Source organism: Halonotius pteroides (assembly GCF_003605635.1).
GTDB classification, from domain to species: Archaea; Halobacteriota; Halobacteria; order Halobacteriales; family Haloferacaceae; genus Halonotius; species Halonotius pteroides.
The window spans coordinates 14,309-30,891 of the sequence record NZ_QMDW01000020.1 but is presented as its reverse complement, the minus strand read 5'-3'; the positions used below and the strand labels follow the sequence as shown (position 1 = coordinate 30,891).

Annotated in this window: 19 protein-coding genes; 12 read left to right on the top strand and 7 right to left on the bottom strand. The window is 60.4% G+C overall.

Annotated elements, in window-relative coordinates; genetic code table 11:
* Positions 1-30: 30 nt before the first annotated feature.
* Positions 31-555: a TRAM domain-containing protein gene (locus tag DP106_RS12000; protein ID WP_120085601.1), complete on the bottom strand. Its 525-nt coding sequence runs from the start codon at positions 553-555 to the stop codon at positions 31-33.
* 90 nt (positions 556-645) lie between these two features.
* Between DP106_RS12000 and DP106_RS11995 the strand changes: the two genes are divergently transcribed.
* Positions 646-1,317 (top strand): hypothetical protein, encoded by a 672-nt coding sequence (locus DP106_RS11995; protein ID WP_120085599.1) that lies wholly within the window; start codon positions 646-648, stop codon positions 1,315-1,317.
* Positions 1,318-1,329: 12 nt separating this feature from the next.
* Here the strand turns inward: DP106_RS11995 and DP106_RS11990 are convergent, their stop codons facing one another.
* Positions 1,330-1,668 carry an SWIM zinc finger family protein gene (locus tag DP106_RS11990; RefSeq protein WP_120085597.1) on the bottom strand — a complete coding sequence of 113 codons (339 nt, stop codon included), beginning with the start codon at positions 1,666-1,668 and terminating at the stop codon, positions 1,330-1,332.
* A gap of 71 nt (positions 1,669-1,739) precedes the next feature.
* Between DP106_RS11990 and DP106_RS11985 the strand changes: the two genes are divergently transcribed.
* The gene (locus tag DP106_RS11985) at positions 1,740-2,870 is read left to right on the top strand and encodes a tRNA (guanine(26)-N(2))-dimethyltransferase (RefSeq protein ID WP_120085595.1); all 1,131 of its coding nucleotides are present in this window, start codon (positions 1,740-1,742) and stop codon (positions 2,868-2,870) included.
* A gap of 39 nt (positions 2,871-2,909) precedes the next feature.
* Here the strand turns inward: DP106_RS11985 and DP106_RS16570 are convergent, their stop codons facing one another.
* Both DP106_RS16570 and DP106_RS11975 read right to left on the bottom strand, forming a co-directional pair.
* Positions 2,910-3,173, bottom strand: coding sequence for a DUF5615 family PIN-like protein (locus tag DP106_RS16570; protein WP_165857885.1), 264 nt, complete (start codon positions 3,171-3,173; stop codon positions 2,910-2,912).
* Between the two features lie 95 nt (positions 3,174-3,268).
* A complete protein-coding gene (locus tag DP106_RS11975) occupies positions 3,269-3,559 on the bottom strand; it encodes a DUF433 domain-containing protein (RefSeq protein ID WP_120085592.1) in 291 nt (96 codons plus the stop codon).
* A 590-nt stretch (positions 3,560-4,149) separates the two neighbouring features.
* Here DP106_RS11975 and DP106_RS11970 point away from each other — a divergent pair.
* From DP106_RS11970 to DP106_RS11960, 3 genes are all read left to right on the top strand, one after another.
* Positions 4,150-4,641, top strand: coding sequence for a hypothetical protein (locus tag DP106_RS11970; protein WP_120085590.1), 492 nt, complete (start codon positions 4,150-4,152; stop codon positions 4,639-4,641).
* A gap of 101 nt (positions 4,642-4,742) precedes the next feature.
* Positions 4,743-5,126, top strand: coding sequence for a transcriptional regulator (locus tag DP106_RS11965; RefSeq protein ID WP_120085588.1), 384 nt, complete (start codon positions 4,743-4,745; stop codon positions 5,124-5,126).
* A 66-nt stretch (positions 5,127-5,192) separates the two neighbouring features.
* Complete coding sequence (locus DP106_RS11960) at positions 5,193-5,393, top strand: hypothetical protein (RefSeq protein ID WP_120085586.1); 201 nt, start codon at positions 5,193-5,195, stop codon at positions 5,391-5,393.
* Between the two features lie 5 nt (positions 5,394-5,398).
* Here the strand turns inward: DP106_RS11960 and DP106_RS11955 are convergent, their stop codons facing one another.
* Positions 5,399-6,376 carry a biotin--[acetyl-CoA-carboxylase] ligase gene (locus DP106_RS11955; RefSeq protein ID WP_120085585.1) on the bottom strand — a complete coding sequence of 326 codons (978 nt, stop codon included), beginning with the start codon at positions 6,374-6,376 and terminating at the stop codon, positions 5,399-5,401.
* Between the two features lie 67 nt (positions 6,377-6,443).
* On the opposite strand from DP106_RS11955, the gene cofD reads away from it, so the two are divergent.
* Genes cofD through DP106_RS11930 form a run of 5 tightly spaced genes read left to right on the top strand, consistent with a single transcriptional unit; the run spans position 6,444 to position 9,958 of the window.
* Positions 6,444-7,433 (top strand): 2-phospho-L-lactate transferase, encoded by a 990-nt coding sequence (cofD, locus tag DP106_RS11950; protein ID WP_120085583.1) that lies wholly within the window; start codon positions 6,444-6,446, stop codon positions 7,431-7,433.
* Positions 7,426-8,181, top strand: a complete 756-nt coding sequence (locus DP106_RS11945; RefSeq protein ID WP_120085581.1) for a beta/alpha barrel domain-containing protein — start codon at positions 7,426-7,428, stop codon at positions 8,179-8,181. Before cofD ends, DP106_RS11945 begins: the two co-directional genes overlap by 8 nt.
* The gene (locus DP106_RS11940; RefSeq protein WP_120085579.1) at positions 8,178-9,083 is read left to right on the top strand and encodes a triphosphoribosyl-dephospho-CoA synthase; all 906 of its coding nucleotides are present in this window, start codon (positions 8,178-8,180) and stop codon (positions 9,081-9,083) included. The genes DP106_RS11945 and DP106_RS11940 overlap by 4 nt, the downstream gene beginning before the upstream one ends.
* On the top strand, positions 9,080-9,718 hold the full coding sequence (locus DP106_RS11935) for a DUF447 domain-containing protein (RefSeq protein ID WP_120085577.1): 639 nt from the start codon (positions 9,080-9,082) through the stop codon (positions 9,716-9,718). The genes DP106_RS11940 and DP106_RS11935 overlap by 4 nt, the downstream gene beginning before the upstream one ends.
* Before the next feature lie 54 nt (positions 9,719-9,772).
* Positions 9,773-9,958, top strand: a complete 186-nt coding sequence (locus tag DP106_RS11930) for a 30S ribosomal protein S17e (protein ID WP_120085575.1) — start codon at positions 9,773-9,775, stop codon at positions 9,956-9,958.
* 76 nt (positions 9,959-10,034) lie between these two features.
* Here the strand turns inward: DP106_RS11930 and DP106_RS11925 are convergent, their stop codons facing one another.
* On the bottom strand, positions 10,035-11,423 hold the full coding sequence (locus DP106_RS11925; RefSeq protein WP_120085573.1) for an NAD(P)/FAD-dependent oxidoreductase: 1,389 nt from the start codon (positions 11,421-11,423) through the stop codon (positions 10,035-10,037).
* Positions 11,424-12,332: 909 nt separating this feature from the next.
* Positions 12,333-12,857 carry a hypothetical protein gene (locus tag DP106_RS11915; protein WP_240625416.1) on the bottom strand — a complete coding sequence of 175 codons (525 nt, stop codon included), beginning with the start codon at positions 12,855-12,857 and terminating at the stop codon, positions 12,333-12,335.
* Positions 12,858-13,504: 647 nt separating this feature from the next.
* Here DP106_RS11915 and DP106_RS11910 point away from each other — a divergent pair.
* Positions 13,505-14,557, top strand: a complete 1,053-nt coding sequence (locus tag DP106_RS11910) for a sodium:calcium antiporter (protein ID WP_120085634.1) — start codon at positions 13,505-13,507, stop codon at positions 14,555-14,557.
* Positions 14,558-14,919: 362 nt separating this feature from the next.
* Entirely contained in the window at positions 14,920-16,443 is a 1,524-nt protein-coding gene (locus DP106_RS11905; RefSeq protein WP_120085570.1) for an aldehyde dehydrogenase family protein, read from the top strand.
* Positions 16,444-16,583: the final 140 nt, after the last annotated feature.

Sequence of the window (16,583 nt, the reverse complement as noted above, 5' to 3'; positions counted from 1 at the left end):
GTCCACGGCGGCATCGCTCGATGGGGGGCCTCAGCCACCCCAGAAGTTCTCGCGGCTGCCGAGGCGGTCGCGGTCGGGGCGATTCGGACTGTCGTCGCTGTTGTCTGGGTCGTCCTCCTCATCGGCCGATTCCGCAGTATCGCTGTCGTCGGCATCGGTATCGTCGGTCTCGTCATCATCCGAATCGGCGTCTTCCGCTGTTTCCTCGTCGTCCTCTAGGGGGAGCCGTTCGACGACCTTCTTTGCGCGGGCGTGGCTGCCTTTGACACGATCGATTCGCACCTTCGCACGGGCCGGGGGGAGCAGCCCATCGACAAACACGATGAAGCCATCCTCGGTGCTGCCGACGCCGGCCCCGCTTTCGTGGATATCGTCGATGTCGACGATGACCTCCTCGCCAGGGGTGACCGGCTGCTGTTTGAGCTCGGTGATCGGCATCCCGTAGTGTTGACACCACTCCGCGCCGCCGCGGTTCTCCTCGTAGTGTTGACACCCCATGCCTTGCATCCGCTCGGAGAAGCTCGGACAGTCCTCCGCCAGTGGACAGTTCGCCATACACTGTCGTAGCGAATCCCCCGTCTAAACGCTTCCGCTGCCGGGATCGCAAACCGCGTGACTCTTTGGCACCCGCCATCAGGTGGCTGTATGAACCGGTATGCGCCCGAGTTGGCCCTAATCGCCGGGGGGATCCTCGGGGGCGGGGTCGGCGGGTTCGTCCTCGTTTCGCTTGGCGATCCGGCCGCGGCGATCGTCGCCACCGTCGTCTGCTGGTACCCCTTCGGGGCCTACGCGGTACGTACCAGCGATTCACCGACTGGCGTCTTACCGCCGCGACTCCTCACGGCCGTTGCCGGCGGTGCGTCACTTGTTGTTTGGGGCGAGATCGTTCGCCAACAGCCACCAACCATCGACACGGTTGTCTTCGGTTGGCTGTTGGCGCTCGTGGTCTTTCTGCCGGTTGCGGGCTACGCCACCAGCTACGGCACCCCACCAGCGAGCCTCAAGCCGCGTGCTGTTGTCGTCGTAACGACGCTCGGTGCGGCTGGGCTACTTGCTGTCGGAACGGTCGCTGCCACCGGCCCGGCGGCGATCAGCGCGTTGTTCGTTTTCCTCGCCGGTTGGCTATTCTACGTCGGCGGCGTACAGCCGACACAGCGACAACGCCGAAACACACTGCTCGGTGGCCTCGCTGTAGCTGCCGGCTTGGTTGTCATCGCCGGGGGCACGACTGGGCTAGCTGAGCCGCTTGTCGCCGCGGCGTTGGTCGCCGCCTTCGGGCCACTATTTGGTTATGTGTTGACGACAGCTCCGCGGTGAGGTCGCCACAGCCTACATGAACTCCCGTACGTCGGAGTACCACATGTCGTGGTGATCAATCGCACCGATACGCTCGGCGATCTCGACGGCCAGCGCGTGCCAACACTGTTCATGGGCGTCGAGATTGTACTGGCTGTCCTTGCAGGTGCAGCCGCCGTCTTCGATCACGTATTCGGATTCGTAGCCGACGACGACGGTGAAATCACGGTACCGCTTCACCCGTTGTTCGGCCACCGCATCGATAGCCTTGCCGCCGCGGTCGCCGTGGGCCGAGAGGATGGCGGTGACGATCGCCGGCTGTAGCTCACCGGCCGCATCGAGTGCCGCCCGCCAGTCGTCGACCTCGCTCACAGCGGGCTTACAGCACACCGGGCCTAATGAGGTTCGGTGTCCTTTTTCGGGCGGCGGTACCCACGGTCGCTATGGAACTCAGCGAAGGCGGCGTCGAGATCGACGTCGAGCAGCCACGAGACGGTACCCGGGAGGGCAGCGGCGACGGCGTGTTCTTCAATCCGACAATGGAACTCAATCGGGATATCACGGTTGCCGTGCTGCGGGCCTACCAAGAGCGCGAACCGCGTGTTGCCACCTATCTCGATGGGATGGCCGCCTCCGGGATTCGGGGCGTACGAGCCGCAAACGAGGGGTACGACGTGACCTGCTGTGATACCGACAGCGAGGCCGTCGCCCTCGCCCGCGAGAACCTCGCTCGCAACGATCTTGATGGGACAGCCACCGAACGCAACGTCAACGCCCTCCTGCATGAGGAGATGTTTGATATCGTCGATCTCGATCCATTTGGGACGCCGATCCCCTTCGCTGACGCTGCCTTCGCTCAAACCCGCAATATGGTCTGTGTGACGGCGACCGACACCGCACCGATCTGTGGAGCGCATCTCAACAGCGGGAAACGCAAGTACAGCGCGGTGCCGCGCAACACCGACTACCACCCTGAGATGGGGCTGCGAACGCTGATCTCCGCGTTAGTTCGGACGGCTGCCCGCTACGATGTAGCCGCCGAACCGATCTGCTCACACGTCAGCCGCCACTACGCCCGCACGTATCTGGAACTCGATCACAGCGCGAGCCGCGCCGACGACCTGCTCGAATCGCTGGGGTTTGTCCACCACTGCGAGGACTGTCTCGCCCGCGAGCATGCGTTTGGGTGGTATCCCGAGTCGGTGCCCGAGACGTGTCCGAACTGTGGGAGCAACCGCGTCGTCACCGCCGGCCCAATCTGGCTCGGCGGGGTCGCCGACAGCGAGTTTACCGAACTGGTTCGCCAGCAACTCAGCCCAGAATTGGGCGAACGAAAACAGGCTGACAAACTGCTGGCGACGGTCGCTGCTGAACTCGATACGCCGACTCACTACGATCAACATCGCCTCTGCAAACAGTGGGGCGTGCCGGCCAACGCGATGGACGAGTTTCTTGAGGATCTGCGCGCGGCGGGCTACGAGGCGACTCACGCCCAATACAGCGGGACGGCGTTCAAAACAGACGCGGATGTCACAGAAATCCGCGAGGCGGCGGCTCCCGGTGCCGACAACTGAACTGCTGGCTGGGTTGGTACCAAACGTTGGGGGGATCTCTCAGTGAGCAACCCAGTCATCGATAAATTCCTCTTGCCCACGGAACGCCGCACGCGACGGATAGGTATCGACGAGCGTGCCGATGGCGGCCGCCAAATCGATCGGCGAATGAGTGTGGTTCGCAACGAGAATCAATCCCTCATGTTCGGACGGTGGCAGCGCGCTAAAATCCGAACAATCCTTGGTCACGACAACGAGACCGTGCTTGCGGGCGTATGGAAGGATCTCGCTGCGGTCTGCGACACCGGGTTCGAGAACATCGATGACGAGATCGGCGTGATACCCACGCTGGGTGAGTGGTGAGCGGCCTCCCGCCCGACGTTCTCACCAATCAAAAAGCCTCACTCAGCACCAGCCATCTACGGCGGTGTGACGCCATCCGGTCGGTTCGCGTCGATCTCTTCGCGGCGGGCGTCGGTTTGTGTTTGCCGCGCCTCGCGGACGGCCGCCATCTTCTCCGGGTGCGTGTGGTGGTACGCGAGCGCCTGATAGACGGCCGCGAGGTCGAGGTCATAGTCCGCAGCGGTCGCCGGCGGTGTGTCGCCGATTTCCTCGACACGGTCGCGGAGCTGGAGCACCGAGATTCGCCGCCCCTCGACGTGTGGCTCATCGAGGAGCGTCTCCGCGACGCCCGACGTTTGTATTGCCATACTATCTCTATGTAGGTGTGACAGCCAATATACTTTTTTCGAGCCCGACTACATCCCAGAAGTGATCACCCTTCGATTGAGGGATCCAACGGCTGCACTGTGTGGGCGATCCATACTGCACGCCCGCTATCTCTGTCGTTACACCAATCGACTTTGCTCAGTTGAGCTAAAGCCGACCGAGACGGTGGTAATGAGGAATGTGGCTGTTCAGCAACCTGTGAAACGAGAATACACGTTGAGCACCGACAGCGGAGCCCGAACCCAACCAACTACCGTTCGGCGACTCCCCACACCAGCAATCCGTGCACGCTCGAATTCGGGCGGCCGTCTCGACGATCAAGCCGGTTGTGGCGACGGGCGGCGGAAGCATGAGCACAACTCAGTACACAGCGTATGCGGTTTGTTCGCGGCACCCTGTTGCTGATGACATGACTGTATCTCGCAGCGGACATCGCGACCTTGGGCGCGATCATCAGCCCGATACTGGCCGACATCGACAGCGTGGCGACCCAACCTGAGACAGTACCCGCCGACCGATCGCGGTTCCGGATCGGTGGTTACAACACCCTCCCAGCCGAGGTGTCGGATACATGTCGCCTGAGCGAACCGCCGAGGAGTCGACCGCTGACGATGGGGAACGTGGCGGCGACACCCCCGGTGCCGACAAACCGACCGCCAGCGACGGCGGTCGCGTCGAGCCGCGTGGGGCCCCGGATATCAGCGATCTCGACGCCCGCCTTGCGGAGCTTCGCGCGGAGTTTGACGACTTCGAGGCCGATATCGAGGATCGAACCGTCGATAAGCCAGCCCTCAAAGCTGACCTCGAACGCTACATTCGCCGAAAGCGCCGCCGCGGCCACGCCCGCGGCTGGGGGCCATATCTGGTCTTGTTGTACGGTACCGTCATGACCCTCGGGGCATTTTATTGGCTCCAGAGTGACTGGCTAGCGATCCTCGCTATGCTGATCATCTTTCTGTCGACGCTTGGCCTCTATACCCTGTTTGTGCTTGTTGGCGTCGGGTTCAACGTTCTCGGCGCGCCGGGGAAGGCCATCGATGTCGTCCGCGATCGGCGGGGCTGATCGCCGACCGTTCGCTTGGAGTCGCTTCCACCACATCGGCGGCTGACGGGCGTCTGACGCTGGGATAGGCTTACGTAGCTGCCACCCAACACCGAAGACAAATGGTCAAATCCACAGTCAGGTTCTCCGAGACGGTGATGGATCGGGTCGAGGAGCTGGTCTCCGGCGACCAGTTTTCCAGTAAATCGGAGTTCCAGCGGTTTGCCGTCGAATACGTTCTTTCCGAGGTCGATGACTACGAGCCCGAAATGCTGGATTTCGAGGCTGTCCGCGATGAGGTGTTTCCCGATCACGCCGTAGGTCGCGAGCAGCCCGAGGGTGACGGCGACGGCGAGTTCTATCAGGCCGCCGCCCGCGTCCGGCAGTTTGCCCTCCGCGGTGAGGTCGATACCGCCCGCGAGCTGATCGATACGCAGTATCCCGCGACCGACCCGCGGGCGATGGTTCTCGACGATATTATCGAAACGTATCGCCACGGCGAGTGAGACTCACCGCTGGCGACTCAGAGCCGGAAGCAGACCGATTATACTCATCCAGCCCCCAAACAGACCATGAGCGAGGATCCATTGGAGACGGTACAGACGCTGCTTGAATCGGTGATCGAGGACACCGACGACCAGGAGGTACATTACAAACTGCGATCGGCACTTCAGATACTGGAAGCCAGTAAGGTGGAGGTCTCAACGCTCAGGGAGGCTATCGCAGATCACCCCGAACTCGAAGACCGGCTCAGCGATCTCGGCTACCTCTAAGCTGGTTACACCGGCCGAAGATGCTCACAATCGCCGGCATGGACGACTTCCTCGCCGCTGTCGGTATCGACGACGAGCGCGCCGGGAAACTGGACGTCGACGGCCTTCCCCTCGATCTCGTTTCGACCCGTGTCGACACGGACTGTCCGGCCGAGCGTGCTGCTGTAGGCCCGCCACTGCTCGATGATCGTCTCCGGGGCAGCCACCAGCGCCGACAGCGATTCAAGAATCGTCTGCAGCACCGCCCGGCGATCGACCGCGCCGATCTGCTCTTGTAGGCTTGTCGCGTCGTTCGGCAACGCTTCGGGTGCGATGTTTGCGTTGAGCCCAACCCCCACTAACAGCCAGGAGACGCGATCGGCCTCCCCCTCCATCTCGGTGAGAATGCCGGCGAGCTTCTGACCGCCGCGGGCGGCATCGGTAGTTGCGTCAGCATCGCCGCGCCTGCTGTCGGGGGCATCGCCAACGAGTACGTCATTGGGCCATTTGAGCGTCGCCTCAACGCCAACGGCACGGCAGGCATCGACGACAGCAACCCCAGCGGCTAACGTGACAAGCGGAACGTGGGCGGCCGGCAACGTCGGATCGAGCACCGTCGAGGCCCAGATCCCACCGGGCGGCGAGTCCCACGAGCGCTCAAGTCGCCCCCGGCCGCCGGTCTGTTCATCCGCAACGACAACGATATCCCGGTCGCCGTCGGCCGCACGCTCGCGGGCACGGTCGTTCGTACTTCCGATCGACTCGTGGTATTCGACCGTATAGGGCGCCTCAAGTTCGTACTCGATTGCGGCCGCGCCGTAGGCCGGGACGCTCGTGACAGCGTAGCCGTCCGGTGTGCTCTCGATCTCGAAGCCGGCCTCACGCAACGCGTCGACCTGTTTCCAGACGGCGGCCCGCGAGACACCCAACTCGTCGGCGAGTGCTGGGCCTGTTGCCGCTCCCGTTTCCAAGGCCGACAACAGTGTTCGTCGTGTTTCGTTCATATGACCGGCTTGGTGTGGGCTGGCAAAGAGCCGTCGGATACAAACAGCCTGGAGCCGAACTAGCGGTATGCATACGCTGCTCGCCGGCGGGACAGGAACGCCAAAGCTGCTGGCCGGCGCAAAAGCTCACGTCGATCCCGCCGGGGTGGCCGTTGTCGGCAACACCGGCGATGATGTCGAACTCGGCGGATTGCTCGTCTGTCCGGATCTCGATACGGTGCTGTTCCACGAAGGCGGGGTACTCGACACCGACCGCTGGTGGGGGATCGACGGCGACAGCCACGAAACAACCGCGGAACTCCACCGGCTGGCCGACGCCGCCGGCCTCGACGATGGCCCGCGATTTCTCCCCGACGACAACCAGACCACCGGCCGCGAACTCGCCCGCTGGCGACGCTTTTCTGGAATCGCGGAGTTCATGACCATCGGCGACCGCGATCGGGCCGTCCACATCACACGAACGAGCCTGCTCGACGAGGGGTACTCGCTCACCGAGACAACCGCGGTTCTCGCCGATGCGTTCGATGTCGAGGTGACGCTGCTCCCGATGAGTGACGATCCGGTCGCGTCGCTCATCCACACCGATTCGGGACTGCTGCATTTCCAGGCATACTGGGTTGGCCACCGTGGCGACGTTGTTGTCGACGATGTGGAGTTCCGCGGAGCCGACAACGCTGAACCAACCGACGCCGTGCTCGACGCTCTCGACAACCCGGTCATCATCGGCCCCTCAAACCCGGTGACGAGCATCGGCCCGATGCTCGCCCTCGACGGCGTCGAAGCCGCCCTCGACGAGACCGAGGTCGTCGCTGTCTCGCCATTTATTAACGATCGTGTCTTTTCAGGGCCGGCGGCCGATCTCATGGCCGCGACCGGCCGAGAACCGAGTACACAGGGTGTTGCCGACGCCTACCCGTTCGTCGACGCCTTCGTGCTTGATACCGACGACGACACCGAGCTAGATCGGCCGGTCGTCCGCACCGACACCGCGATCGAGACGGTCGCCGACAGCGAGCGCGTGTTCGCGGCGATCCGGGAGGCGTTGGCGCGTGTTTGAGCCACCGCTCGCGTTGGCCAGCCTGAGCGGCGAAGCCGACGCCGAGTGGGCACTGGCTGCCGCCGATCACGCGGGCGCGGCGTTTCTCGGTGGGATCGCCCTCGATGCACCCACCCGCAAGGCCGCCGGTCAGCTTGTCGCCCGCGACCGCAATGAGTTCCTCCCGGCTGAGCCACTGGCGTTCATCGACGACCAACTCCGAGCGGTCGCCACCGATACCGCGTCGATTCGCCCAGCCATCAACGTCAGAACCACGACCGCCGACCCGATCAGAGCGGCGGCAGCGATCTGTGCCGACCACGATGCGATCTTAGAGATCAATGCTCACTGTCGCCAAGCGGAACTCCGTGCGGTCGGCTGTGGCGAGTCCCTGTTGGCCGATAGCGGCCGGCTGGCCGACTACGTCGCCGTCGCCGCCGAGGAAGGGGCAGCTGTCAGCGTCAAGGTCAGAGCCGAGGTCGACGGCGTTGATCTCCTCGCGGTCGCCGAGGCGATCGAGGCGGCCGGTGGCGATGCGATCCATATCGATGCGATGGACGCCGAACCCGTTGTCGGTGCGGTTGCCGACGCGACCGAGCTGTTCGTGATCGCGAACAACGGGGTCAGAGACGCCGACAGCGTTCGCGAGTATCGTCGCCTCGGAGCCGACGCCGTCAGCGTCGGGCGACCGAGCCGCGATCCAGACGGCCAGGTATTGCGCCGTGTCGCCGACGCCGTTACACAGCACACCCCGGAGGCGAACCCATGAGCGACAACACCCGGCCGCCGGCTGAGAGCGATCGAGACCGAACCCCAGCCGAAAACGCGCAACTCGCCCTGCTGCTCGAAGTTAGTGGCACCCCAAAGCCAGGGAATGTCGACCGCCACCGCGATCTCGATGGGCTCCGCTTTGAGCACTTCATGGCCGGTGCGGTCGGCGCGGCCGCGGGGCTCCGCCGGGCGGAAGCCGGCGATCCGGTCGGCGTCGCCTTCGAGGAGGCGGTCGCCGGCATGGCGACCCAACAGGGCGGCAACACGCAGTTTGGCTGCCTGCTGTTGCTCGTCCCACTGGTTCGGGCTGCTGCGACGGATGATCTCTCACCGGCCGGCGTTAGCGAGATCGTTGCGGCAACGACCGTCGACGACGCGGTGCAGTTCTATCGCGCCTTCGAGCACGTCGATGTCGCCGTCGGCGACCCGCCGCCGGATGCTGACGCACTTGACGTCCGCCGGGGGGCCGCGGCTGAATCGACGTTGCGGGAGCGAGAACTACCACTGGCTGCGATCATGGAACTGGCGGCCGACCCCGCCGAGGGGGTTCCTGACGGCAACGCCCGCGAGTGGGTCACCGGCTTCGACCGCGCGTTCACAGCAGCCGACAAATTGCTGGCCGACAGTGGGCCGGTCGGCGATCGCACGGCGCGACTCTTTCTCGACTTGCTGGCTGCGCAGCCGGATACGCTCGTAGCGACTACCCACGACGCGGCTACCGCCCGCGAGGTCTCCCAACGGGCCGCCACAGTTGCCGAGCGCATTGCTGCCGACGGCGACCTCACAGCCGCCGAGGAGCTCGCCGGGGAGTTCGTTGATGCCGGCTACAACCCCGGTACGACGGCGGATCTGGCCGCCGCCGCGCTGTTTATTGCGCTTGAACGCGGATTATCTGTATGACCAGCGACGACGGGCCCTCCGGCGAAGACGTCGCCAGCGATTGGCCGGTTGCGCTCCGGGGCGTCACCGAGTCGATCGTCGCCACCCTCGGCCCGAACGATCGCTGGAACATGGCTGCGCTTGGGTTACACGCCCCCGAGAAATCGGGCGAACCCGTTGAAGCGACAACGTGGGGCAACACCCGCACCAAGCGCAACTTTCATCGACAGGGCGGTGGTGTCGTCCAGTTCACCCCTGATCCACGAGCGTTTGTCGACGCCGCGGTGACGATCCGGGAGGAGGAGCATCCCGTATTGCCGAGTGCCGACGCATGGGTAGAGGTTGTAGTTGAATCCGTCGCAACCGGCACGGATGGCGGCACCGAGTGGGAGCGGTGGGCGCTTCGGCCAACCGACGCGGGGACTGTCGCCGCCGAGCGACCACACACGATCAACCGTGGCTTCGGGGCCGTTATCGATGCGACCGTCGCCGCCTCGCGGTTGGATGTGCCGAGCTACGACACCGAAACGTTGCTCGATCGACTAACGTACTTTGCGGAAACGGTAGAAAAATGTGGGGGGCCTCGGGAGCGGGCGGCGTTTGAAACGCTTAGTGAAGCGACCGACTGGCGGTCGCTGACCGGTGATGCGGACTGAACGACGACTGTCGCGGAACGAATCGTTTTAGTGGTGTTCCGGATAACTTCGTGTATGGCAATCAAACCGAAGTACGTCAAGCAGCTCGGTCGCACACTGCTTGAGGACTATCCGGAGGCGTTCAATACGGATTTTGAGACGAACAAGGAACACGTCAGCAAGCTCACCACCGTCGAATCAAAGGGTGTTCGCAACCGTGTCGCCGGCTACATCACCCGGAAGAAAGCCGCGAAAGTCTAATCGGATCTTTTGACGACGTTGTCCCCGCAAGCGCGTGTCACAGCCCATCGTGTAGCGACCGTAGTCGCCACGTCGCTCAGTAGACGTAGTCGTTCTCGGTCAACTGCGTGTATCCCTGCTTCCGCAGCCGGCGTTTCTGTTTTTTATACTGATAGAGGATCTTCGCTCCTGAGAGCCCGGAGCGGAGCGTGTTCATCTCGAAGAGATTCACCCCCTCGGCGGTAAGCATCCCTCGTACCGATTTAAACGTGCGATCCCAGTCGTCCGGGCCGTAGTCCCGACACAGCTCCGCAAACGTCACATTCCGAAGCAACTCGTCGCCGATCGCCGATCGCCAGCGGTCGTTGTACGCCGCCAGCTCACCGGTGGCCGCCAGCTCACCAGCGATGGCGCCGGTTCGAACGGCGACGTGGTCGCCGCCCTCATGGAATGCTGACGTGGTTCCCATCGCCCCGCCGACGACGGCGATCCCGGCGTCGGCTGGTGATTCGATCGGCTGCGTCGAGGAGATACTGTAGGTTTCGGTGCCGTCGCGTTTGCCGCGATCCTCGACGATCGGGAAGTCCGTCTCGATATCGTATGTATCGCCCCATTCCAGTTCAAGCAGGCGGCGGATGTAGGTTGCCCCGTTCGGGATCGTCTCGTCGTCAGCTTCGAGCAGCGGGTAGGCGTCGCGATCCGCAACCGCGTCGATGTCGAGCCCGATCGGCATCGTCAACCCGATCCGACAGACGCCGTCATCGTTCGGGAACACCCACGGGTAGGCGGTGTGGCCGGGCATATGCCCCCACCAGAAGGTGATCGCCGTTTTGAGCTCCTCAAAGACAGCATCGGGCACCCGACGGTACTCCTGGTAGGCGATGTGGTTGGCTTTCGGAGCGGCCAACCGCTCAGAGGCCGGTGTGTCTTCAGGAAGGTAGTCGTCGAGCACCTGGTTTGTGACGGTTCGCTGTGGCCCGTCAGCGAGAACCACGGCATCGGCACCGATAGCCTCACCGTCAGCGACCACGACCCGGTGGCGAGGCTCGTCGCCGGTGGTCGCAAGATCGCTCTCGACATCTCTGACCCGCACGCCGACCCGATAACTCGCACCGGCGGCCTCAGCCCGTTCCCGAAGCCAGTCGTCGAATCGCGCACGCTGGAAGGTGTACCCGAAATGGTCATATGAGGAGTCGATACCCGTACTCGTCAGCGTGCAATCCTCCGTCGGGCCGACAAACTCCGCGCGGTCGAGTTCCTGACAGATGACATCATCGGGAAACTCATCCGGGTGAACCCCCATAACGTCAACCCAGTAGTCGAGGATCCCGGCGGCATCTGTCGAATCCGGGCCAAGAACGTCGCGGTCGGCTCGGGGGACGCCTTTTTCGAGGACGACCGCCTCGGCGTTCTCGTCGGCGGCAGCGTGGGCCGCGGCCGCCCCAGCCGGACCGCCACCGACGATGGCGACATCTACGCGTTCCATACAGTTATCCGGCCTGATTGGGGCTTAAACCCACTGAAACAGCCCGCTATTTTCTGAGGCCCTTGCCTAATCCGGTGAAAAAAGCTGGCAGATATGTCATATGGTTGAATATGAGTGAAGGATATAGAGATTCAGTTCAGCACAGCAACCGTCTCGATTTTACGCTGAGTTTACCTCCCAAACGATTCAGCAAACAGGGCTGATTTACCATGAGTAGCAATATACTTACACTTATAGAGCGGCCAACCTATCAACCTCCAAGTGCTGTTGGCGCTGAGATCGTGGTTGAACAGTTATTATTGTACAGCGTGTCGTCCAGTTATATGCAGGTGTTTCCAACGACGTTGAGCGAACCAGATTCTCGCTCAGGCGTTTATCTGTATGTTTGTTTGTATGGCTTGCTATCGCTTCTGATTGGCGCAACGATATACTGGCAACCGGGCTCACTCACCCTCTCAGTTACGCCACAATCACTCGTTGGCCCAACAACTCTCGGTATCAGTCTCGCCACTGCTCTGACGTATGGCTCGTTCATAAGTGAGCGATTCCAGCGGCTTTGGGCAGATGCTCGAATCCGATTCACCGGACTCTTTGTACTCATGTTTGGCGTCCAAGTCTTGCTTGGTGACGCCCCTACATGGACAGCACTTACGTTGCTATCCATGTGCCTTGCATCTATTCCGTTGCGTGTGGGTGTATACGCTCACACATCATGAGAAGTACAACTAGTGATCGAGTAGTTCGGCTGTGTTGCCCCGACTGAGATTAGAGATACTCATATATGAGATACGCGCGCTGCATTCAGCAGTTGGCGTATCATTCCATTCAGTAGCTGATAGGTCGCCAAGTGACCGGTGTAGAGGGTGTAGTCAGCGACCTTGATCCCTGAACGAAGCAGTCCTAACTAGTTTAGGTCGTTAGTGGTGGGGCTACCGCCGCCTGGTTCAGGATGGCCCCCACAACGAGAATGATGACCACAATCGGCCGTGGGATCGTCACTCGCAGCTTCCGGGTGATGTAGCCACGGACAGGAGGGGCTGCAAAGGCTGCCAACAGTGCATATATGCTTGTCGTGCAGATGAGTCGAACTGGCTGTCCGGAGACGCTTTCTGTTGCCACCCCAACCGCCAGAAGAATCAAGAAGCTGGCAGCGAACCACGATGCGAGCGGCCCAGTCGTCTCAACCCGCACCAACTGGGCTATCTTGTGAATATACATAGCCCGTCGTTGCTGGGTACTCTCAACCTGCTCGGCAGCATAGGCGAGCGGCCTGTCTCTTTCGCCGAGATCTTTCAACGCCGACAACAGCACGAAGAATAATACAAACGAGAGTACTGTCCACATCGCTTGGGTGGCGGGAGTGACCACATATCTGCCCCCTTCCCCTGGGTCAGGAATGACAACGAACAGCAACAGCTCGACAGCAAGAAACACACACGCAATCACCCACCGAACGGCTGGCCGCTCAAGTTTTCCCACACTTGGCTGTAAATCGGCTCTGGCCTGAATAAATTCACTGTGTCAAAATGGTTCAATTCTGGTAGAATTGAAGATTCACATCGAAAACAAACTCAACGCCCACAGTGTCGAGACAACCGAACTCGATGCTTACTGAGGATGGTAAAACAGGGGTATCTGCCTCAAAATGATGCTATCAACCTGTGCAAGACACAGAGGTTATATTGGTTAATATTGAGCTATCACAAACGTCAATTTTCTATATGCCGGGGTTGTACTCTCAGTCATAGTATAATGGCGATTTCCAACCAGCTATTATTGGCGTTGGCTATTATCAACACATTTGCAGGCTGTATGAGCCTATTGGTGGTTTTGATAGATGGATATTCGCCAACAGAGATAGTCACGTCAGTCGGATTTTTGATGCTCGGAATGATCTTCATCGCAGATTACTATGAACGGACTCAACGGCCGAATACCGGTAAGTCTGCTACCTGATGTGTTAGACTTGCGTTTTAATTTTAGTATATGAATTCCGATGAGAGAACGGAGCATCCTGAATCGGCAGCGATGTGCTCTCGCCCTTCGAAAGCAATAATCACCCCCAGACACAGAACCATGACGTGACAATAGTTCAGGAACTCATCGGGGATCAGTCGCTAGCCGTTTGGATCGTGATTGGCACGATTGGGTTCCTGCTGACTTGGAGGGGCGCAAATATCGTCGAGTCGACGACCTCAAAGATCAGCGACCACCTCGGCGTCTCCCAAGCCGTCCAGGGTGGACTTATCGTCGCGGCCGCGACATCATTCCCTGAACTCGCCATTATCGTTATTTCAGTGCTTGTACTCGACGATTTTGGCGTCGGTGCCGGCGCACTCATTGGGACGGCGGTGTTCAATATCCTGGTTATCCCGAGTGCCGTCACTATTACTAGCGGCGACACAACGACGACACAGGGGATCGTCTATCGCGACGCCATCTTCTATACAGTCGCCGTTCTCGCCCTCTTCGGCGTGATCGCGCTCGGCGTTCTCGGAACCGCCGGACAGCAACGCGCACAGATCACCCCGCAGATGGGTGTCGGCCTGCTGGTGTTGTACGGCGTGTACGTCGTCTTATTGGTCGGTGGCAAGAGCGGCACATCAGCGCAAAGGAAAACAGAGTCGACAAATGTTCCAAAGCAGGTGGGACTGTTCGCGGCCGGGTTGGTGATTGTGCTTGTCGGTGTTGAGTCAATGGTCAGTATGACGGTACAGATCTCGGACGCGCTCAACGCGCCGCCCTTCCTGATCTCCGTGACTGTGTTGTCGGCAATGAGTTCGTTTCCCGACCTGCTTGTCGGCGTGAAGATGGGTGAGGCCGGCGACCAGCGGGCGGCGGTTGCGAACGTCTTCGGGACGAACACGTTCAATCTTGTCGCGGCATTGCCCATCGGTATCATCCTCGCCGGCGGTGTCTCCATCGGCTTTCTAACATCCGTGCCGTTGTTGTTATTCTTGTTTTACACCACCCTCGTCGTTGTGGTCTTAGCTGCGACGGACTTCGAACTCTCCACCAAGGAGGGATACGTACTCCTCGCGATGTACGTGGGTTTTCTCGGCTGGATGACAATCGAGGCACTCAGCGTTACGACGCTGCTAACTGAGGAGACGCTCCGAACCATCGTTGAGTAACCGACCTGTGCCTTCTATCTTGCATGGCAACTAGTATCAATTTCGATGCTCTGACAGCTGAGTTGCTCACTCAGAGGACTCAGAACCATCTGTAGTGAGCTAACCAACAATTCTACAGTACGCTGTAGGGAGTTGGTTAGCCACGTCTCGGATTATTCCACCTGACGGCAGTGGCGTCCAGACCGTTGACGACGGTGGTCGGCCAGTGCGGGTGTATGAACTACAATCATGAACTACATCACCGAAGCCCATTAGGCTCGTCGGGTGATTCAGACCCGAGCAACTGGCCTGTGATACTCTTGGCTACTGACTGTTGAATAATCCTAACGTTTAATCATAATTAATGTGTAGCAGTTGTTGCTATGTCAGTAGATGACACACCACAGACTCCCTCCGAACGTAAATCTGCGATCAAAAAGCGGCACGAACAGGCTGCAAGCGAAGTTCTCCCAGAACATCGGGAACTGTATATCGGCGGCGAGTGGGTGCCGAGTGCTTCTGGTGAGACCTTTGAGACAACCGACCCAACCACCGGTGAGAGGCTTGCTGAGGTGCAGGCCGGCGTCGCTGACGATATCGATCGTGCTATTGACGCAGCGTGGGAGGCCTATGACGAGAGATATAGTGGCTTCTCGGCCGCTGAACGGCAGGCGATGCTTGAGGCCATCGCCGACCGCATTGAGGCCAAAGATGAAGAGTTTGCCCGACTGGAATCTCTTGATAACGGAAAACCGATTACTGAGGCGCGTATCGACATTGAGCTTGTCATCGACCACTTCCGTTATTTTGCGGGAATCGCCCGCTCACATGATGGTCGGACGGTCGACACCGACGACAGCCGCCACGGCCAGACAATCGAGGAGCCCTACGGTGTCGTCGGCCAGATAATTCCATGGAACTTTCCACTCTTGATGGCTGCATGGAAGCTTGGCCCTGCGCTGTCGGCCGGAAACAGTGTCGTTCTCAAACCGGCTGAGGAAACGCCGCTGTCGATTCTCAAGCTGCTGGAAGAGACCAACGACGTGATCCCTGATGGTGTCGTCAACATCGTCACCGGGTTTGGTTCAGACGCTGGCGAACCCCTGTCAGAACATGGCCAGATTCGGAAGTTGGCATTTACTGGATCGACCGCGGTTGGAAGCAAGGTGATGAAAAGCGCGGCTGACAATATTACCGATGTTACGCTTGAACTTGGCGGTAAAAGCCCGCTTGTCGTGTTCCCTGACGCCAACCTCGAACAAGCCGTCGAAACGACAATCACAGCGATTTTCTTCAATACCGGCGAGTGCTGTTGTGCTGGATCACGGCTCTTCGTCCACGAAGACATCAAAGCTGAGTTCCTTGACGAACTGGCCGCTGCAGCCGAGGCATTGAATGTCGATGACCCCCTGCTTGACTCAACAGACCTCGGCCCGAAGGTGACCACCGAACAAGTCGAACGAACGATGAGCTACATTGAGGAGGCCGATCAAGAGGGTGCGGCCTTCGTTACCGGTGGGAGTCAACCCGACGACGAGGCACTCTCGGACGGCTGTTTTGTTGCGCCGACGCTGATCGACGAAATCGATCACGACTCCAAGCCGGTTCAGGAGGAGATCTTTGGACCCGTTCAGGAGGTCTTCACTTGGAGTGAGTACGAGACGATGATTGAGTTGGCCAACGATGTCGATTACGGCCTTGCTGCCGGAATCCTTACTGAGGATCTCACGAGGGCTCATCAGTGTGCGAAGGATATCGAGGCGGGCCATATCTGGGTCAACACGTACAACGACTTCCCTGCGGGCCAGCCGTTCGGTGGGTACAAACAGTCAGGGATCGGTCGCGAGATCGGTAAAGAGGCTGTTGACCACTACACCCAGACCAAAACGATCAATATCAGCTTGTAGAGTCATAACCGTTCCATTCCCGTCGGTCGACGGCGAACTCTGCGCCCGATAGGTCGCCATTGCCCCTGATGACATCCTCCGACTAAGATGAACATGCCACAAAAGTAGCTCTTGTTTTGGCCGGATGGGTCTGTCTCCAA

Excerpts from the sequence above, each read along its gene's own strand:
- DP106_RS11975 (WP_120085592.1), bottom strand. The coding sequence starts at position 3,559 with ATGGCAATACAAACGTCGGGCGTCGCGGAGACGCTCCTCGATGAGCCA.
- DP106_RS12000 (WP_120085601.1), bottom strand. The coding sequence starts at position 555 with ATGGCGAACTGTCCACTGGCGGAGGACTGTCCGAGCTTCTCCGAGCGG.
- DP106_RS11940 (WP_120085579.1), top strand. The coding sequence starts at position 8,178 with ATGAGCGACAACACCCGGCCGCCGGCTGAGAGCGATCGAGACCGAACC.
- DP106_RS11935 (WP_120085577.1), top strand. The coding sequence starts at position 9,080 with ATGACCAGCGACGACGGGCCCTCCGGCGAAGACGTCGCCAGCGATTGG.
- DP106_RS11970 (WP_120085590.1), top strand. The coding sequence starts at position 4,150 with ATGTCGCCTGAGCGAACCGCCGAGGAGTCGACCGCTGACGATGGGGAA.
- DP106_RS11960 (WP_120085586.1), top strand. The coding sequence starts at position 5,193 with ATGAGCGAGGATCCATTGGAGACGGTACAGACGCTGCTTGAATCGGTG.
- DP106_RS11955 (WP_120085585.1), bottom strand. The coding sequence starts at position 6,376 with ATGAACGAAACACGACGAACACTGTTGTCGGCCTTGGAAACGGGAGCG.
- DP106_RS11925 (WP_120085573.1), bottom strand. The coding sequence starts at position 11,423 with ATGGAACGCGTAGATGTCGCCATCGTCGGTGGCGGTCCGGCTGGGGCG.
- DP106_RS11965 (WP_120085588.1), top strand. The coding sequence starts at position 4,743 with ATGGTCAAATCCACAGTCAGGTTCTCCGAGACGGTGATGGATCGGGTC.
- DP106_RS11995 (WP_120085599.1), top strand. The coding sequence starts at position 646 with ATGAACCGGTATGCGCCCGAGTTGGCCCTAATCGCCGGGGGGATCCTC.
- cofD (WP_120085583.1), top strand. The coding sequence starts at position 6,444 with ATGCATACGCTGCTCGCCGGCGGGACAGGAACGCCAAAGCTGCTGGCC.
- DP106_RS11985 (WP_120085595.1), top strand. The coding sequence starts at position 1,740 with ATGGAACTCAGCGAAGGCGGCGTCGAGATCGACGTCGAGCAGCCACGA.
- DP106_RS11905 (WP_120085570.1), top strand. The coding sequence starts at position 14,920 with ATGTCAGTAGATGACACACCACAGACTCCCTCCGAACGTAAATCTGCG.
- DP106_RS11930 (WP_120085575.1), top strand. The coding sequence starts at position 9,773 with ATGGCAATCAAACCGAAGTACGTCAAGCAGCTCGGTCGCACACTGCTT.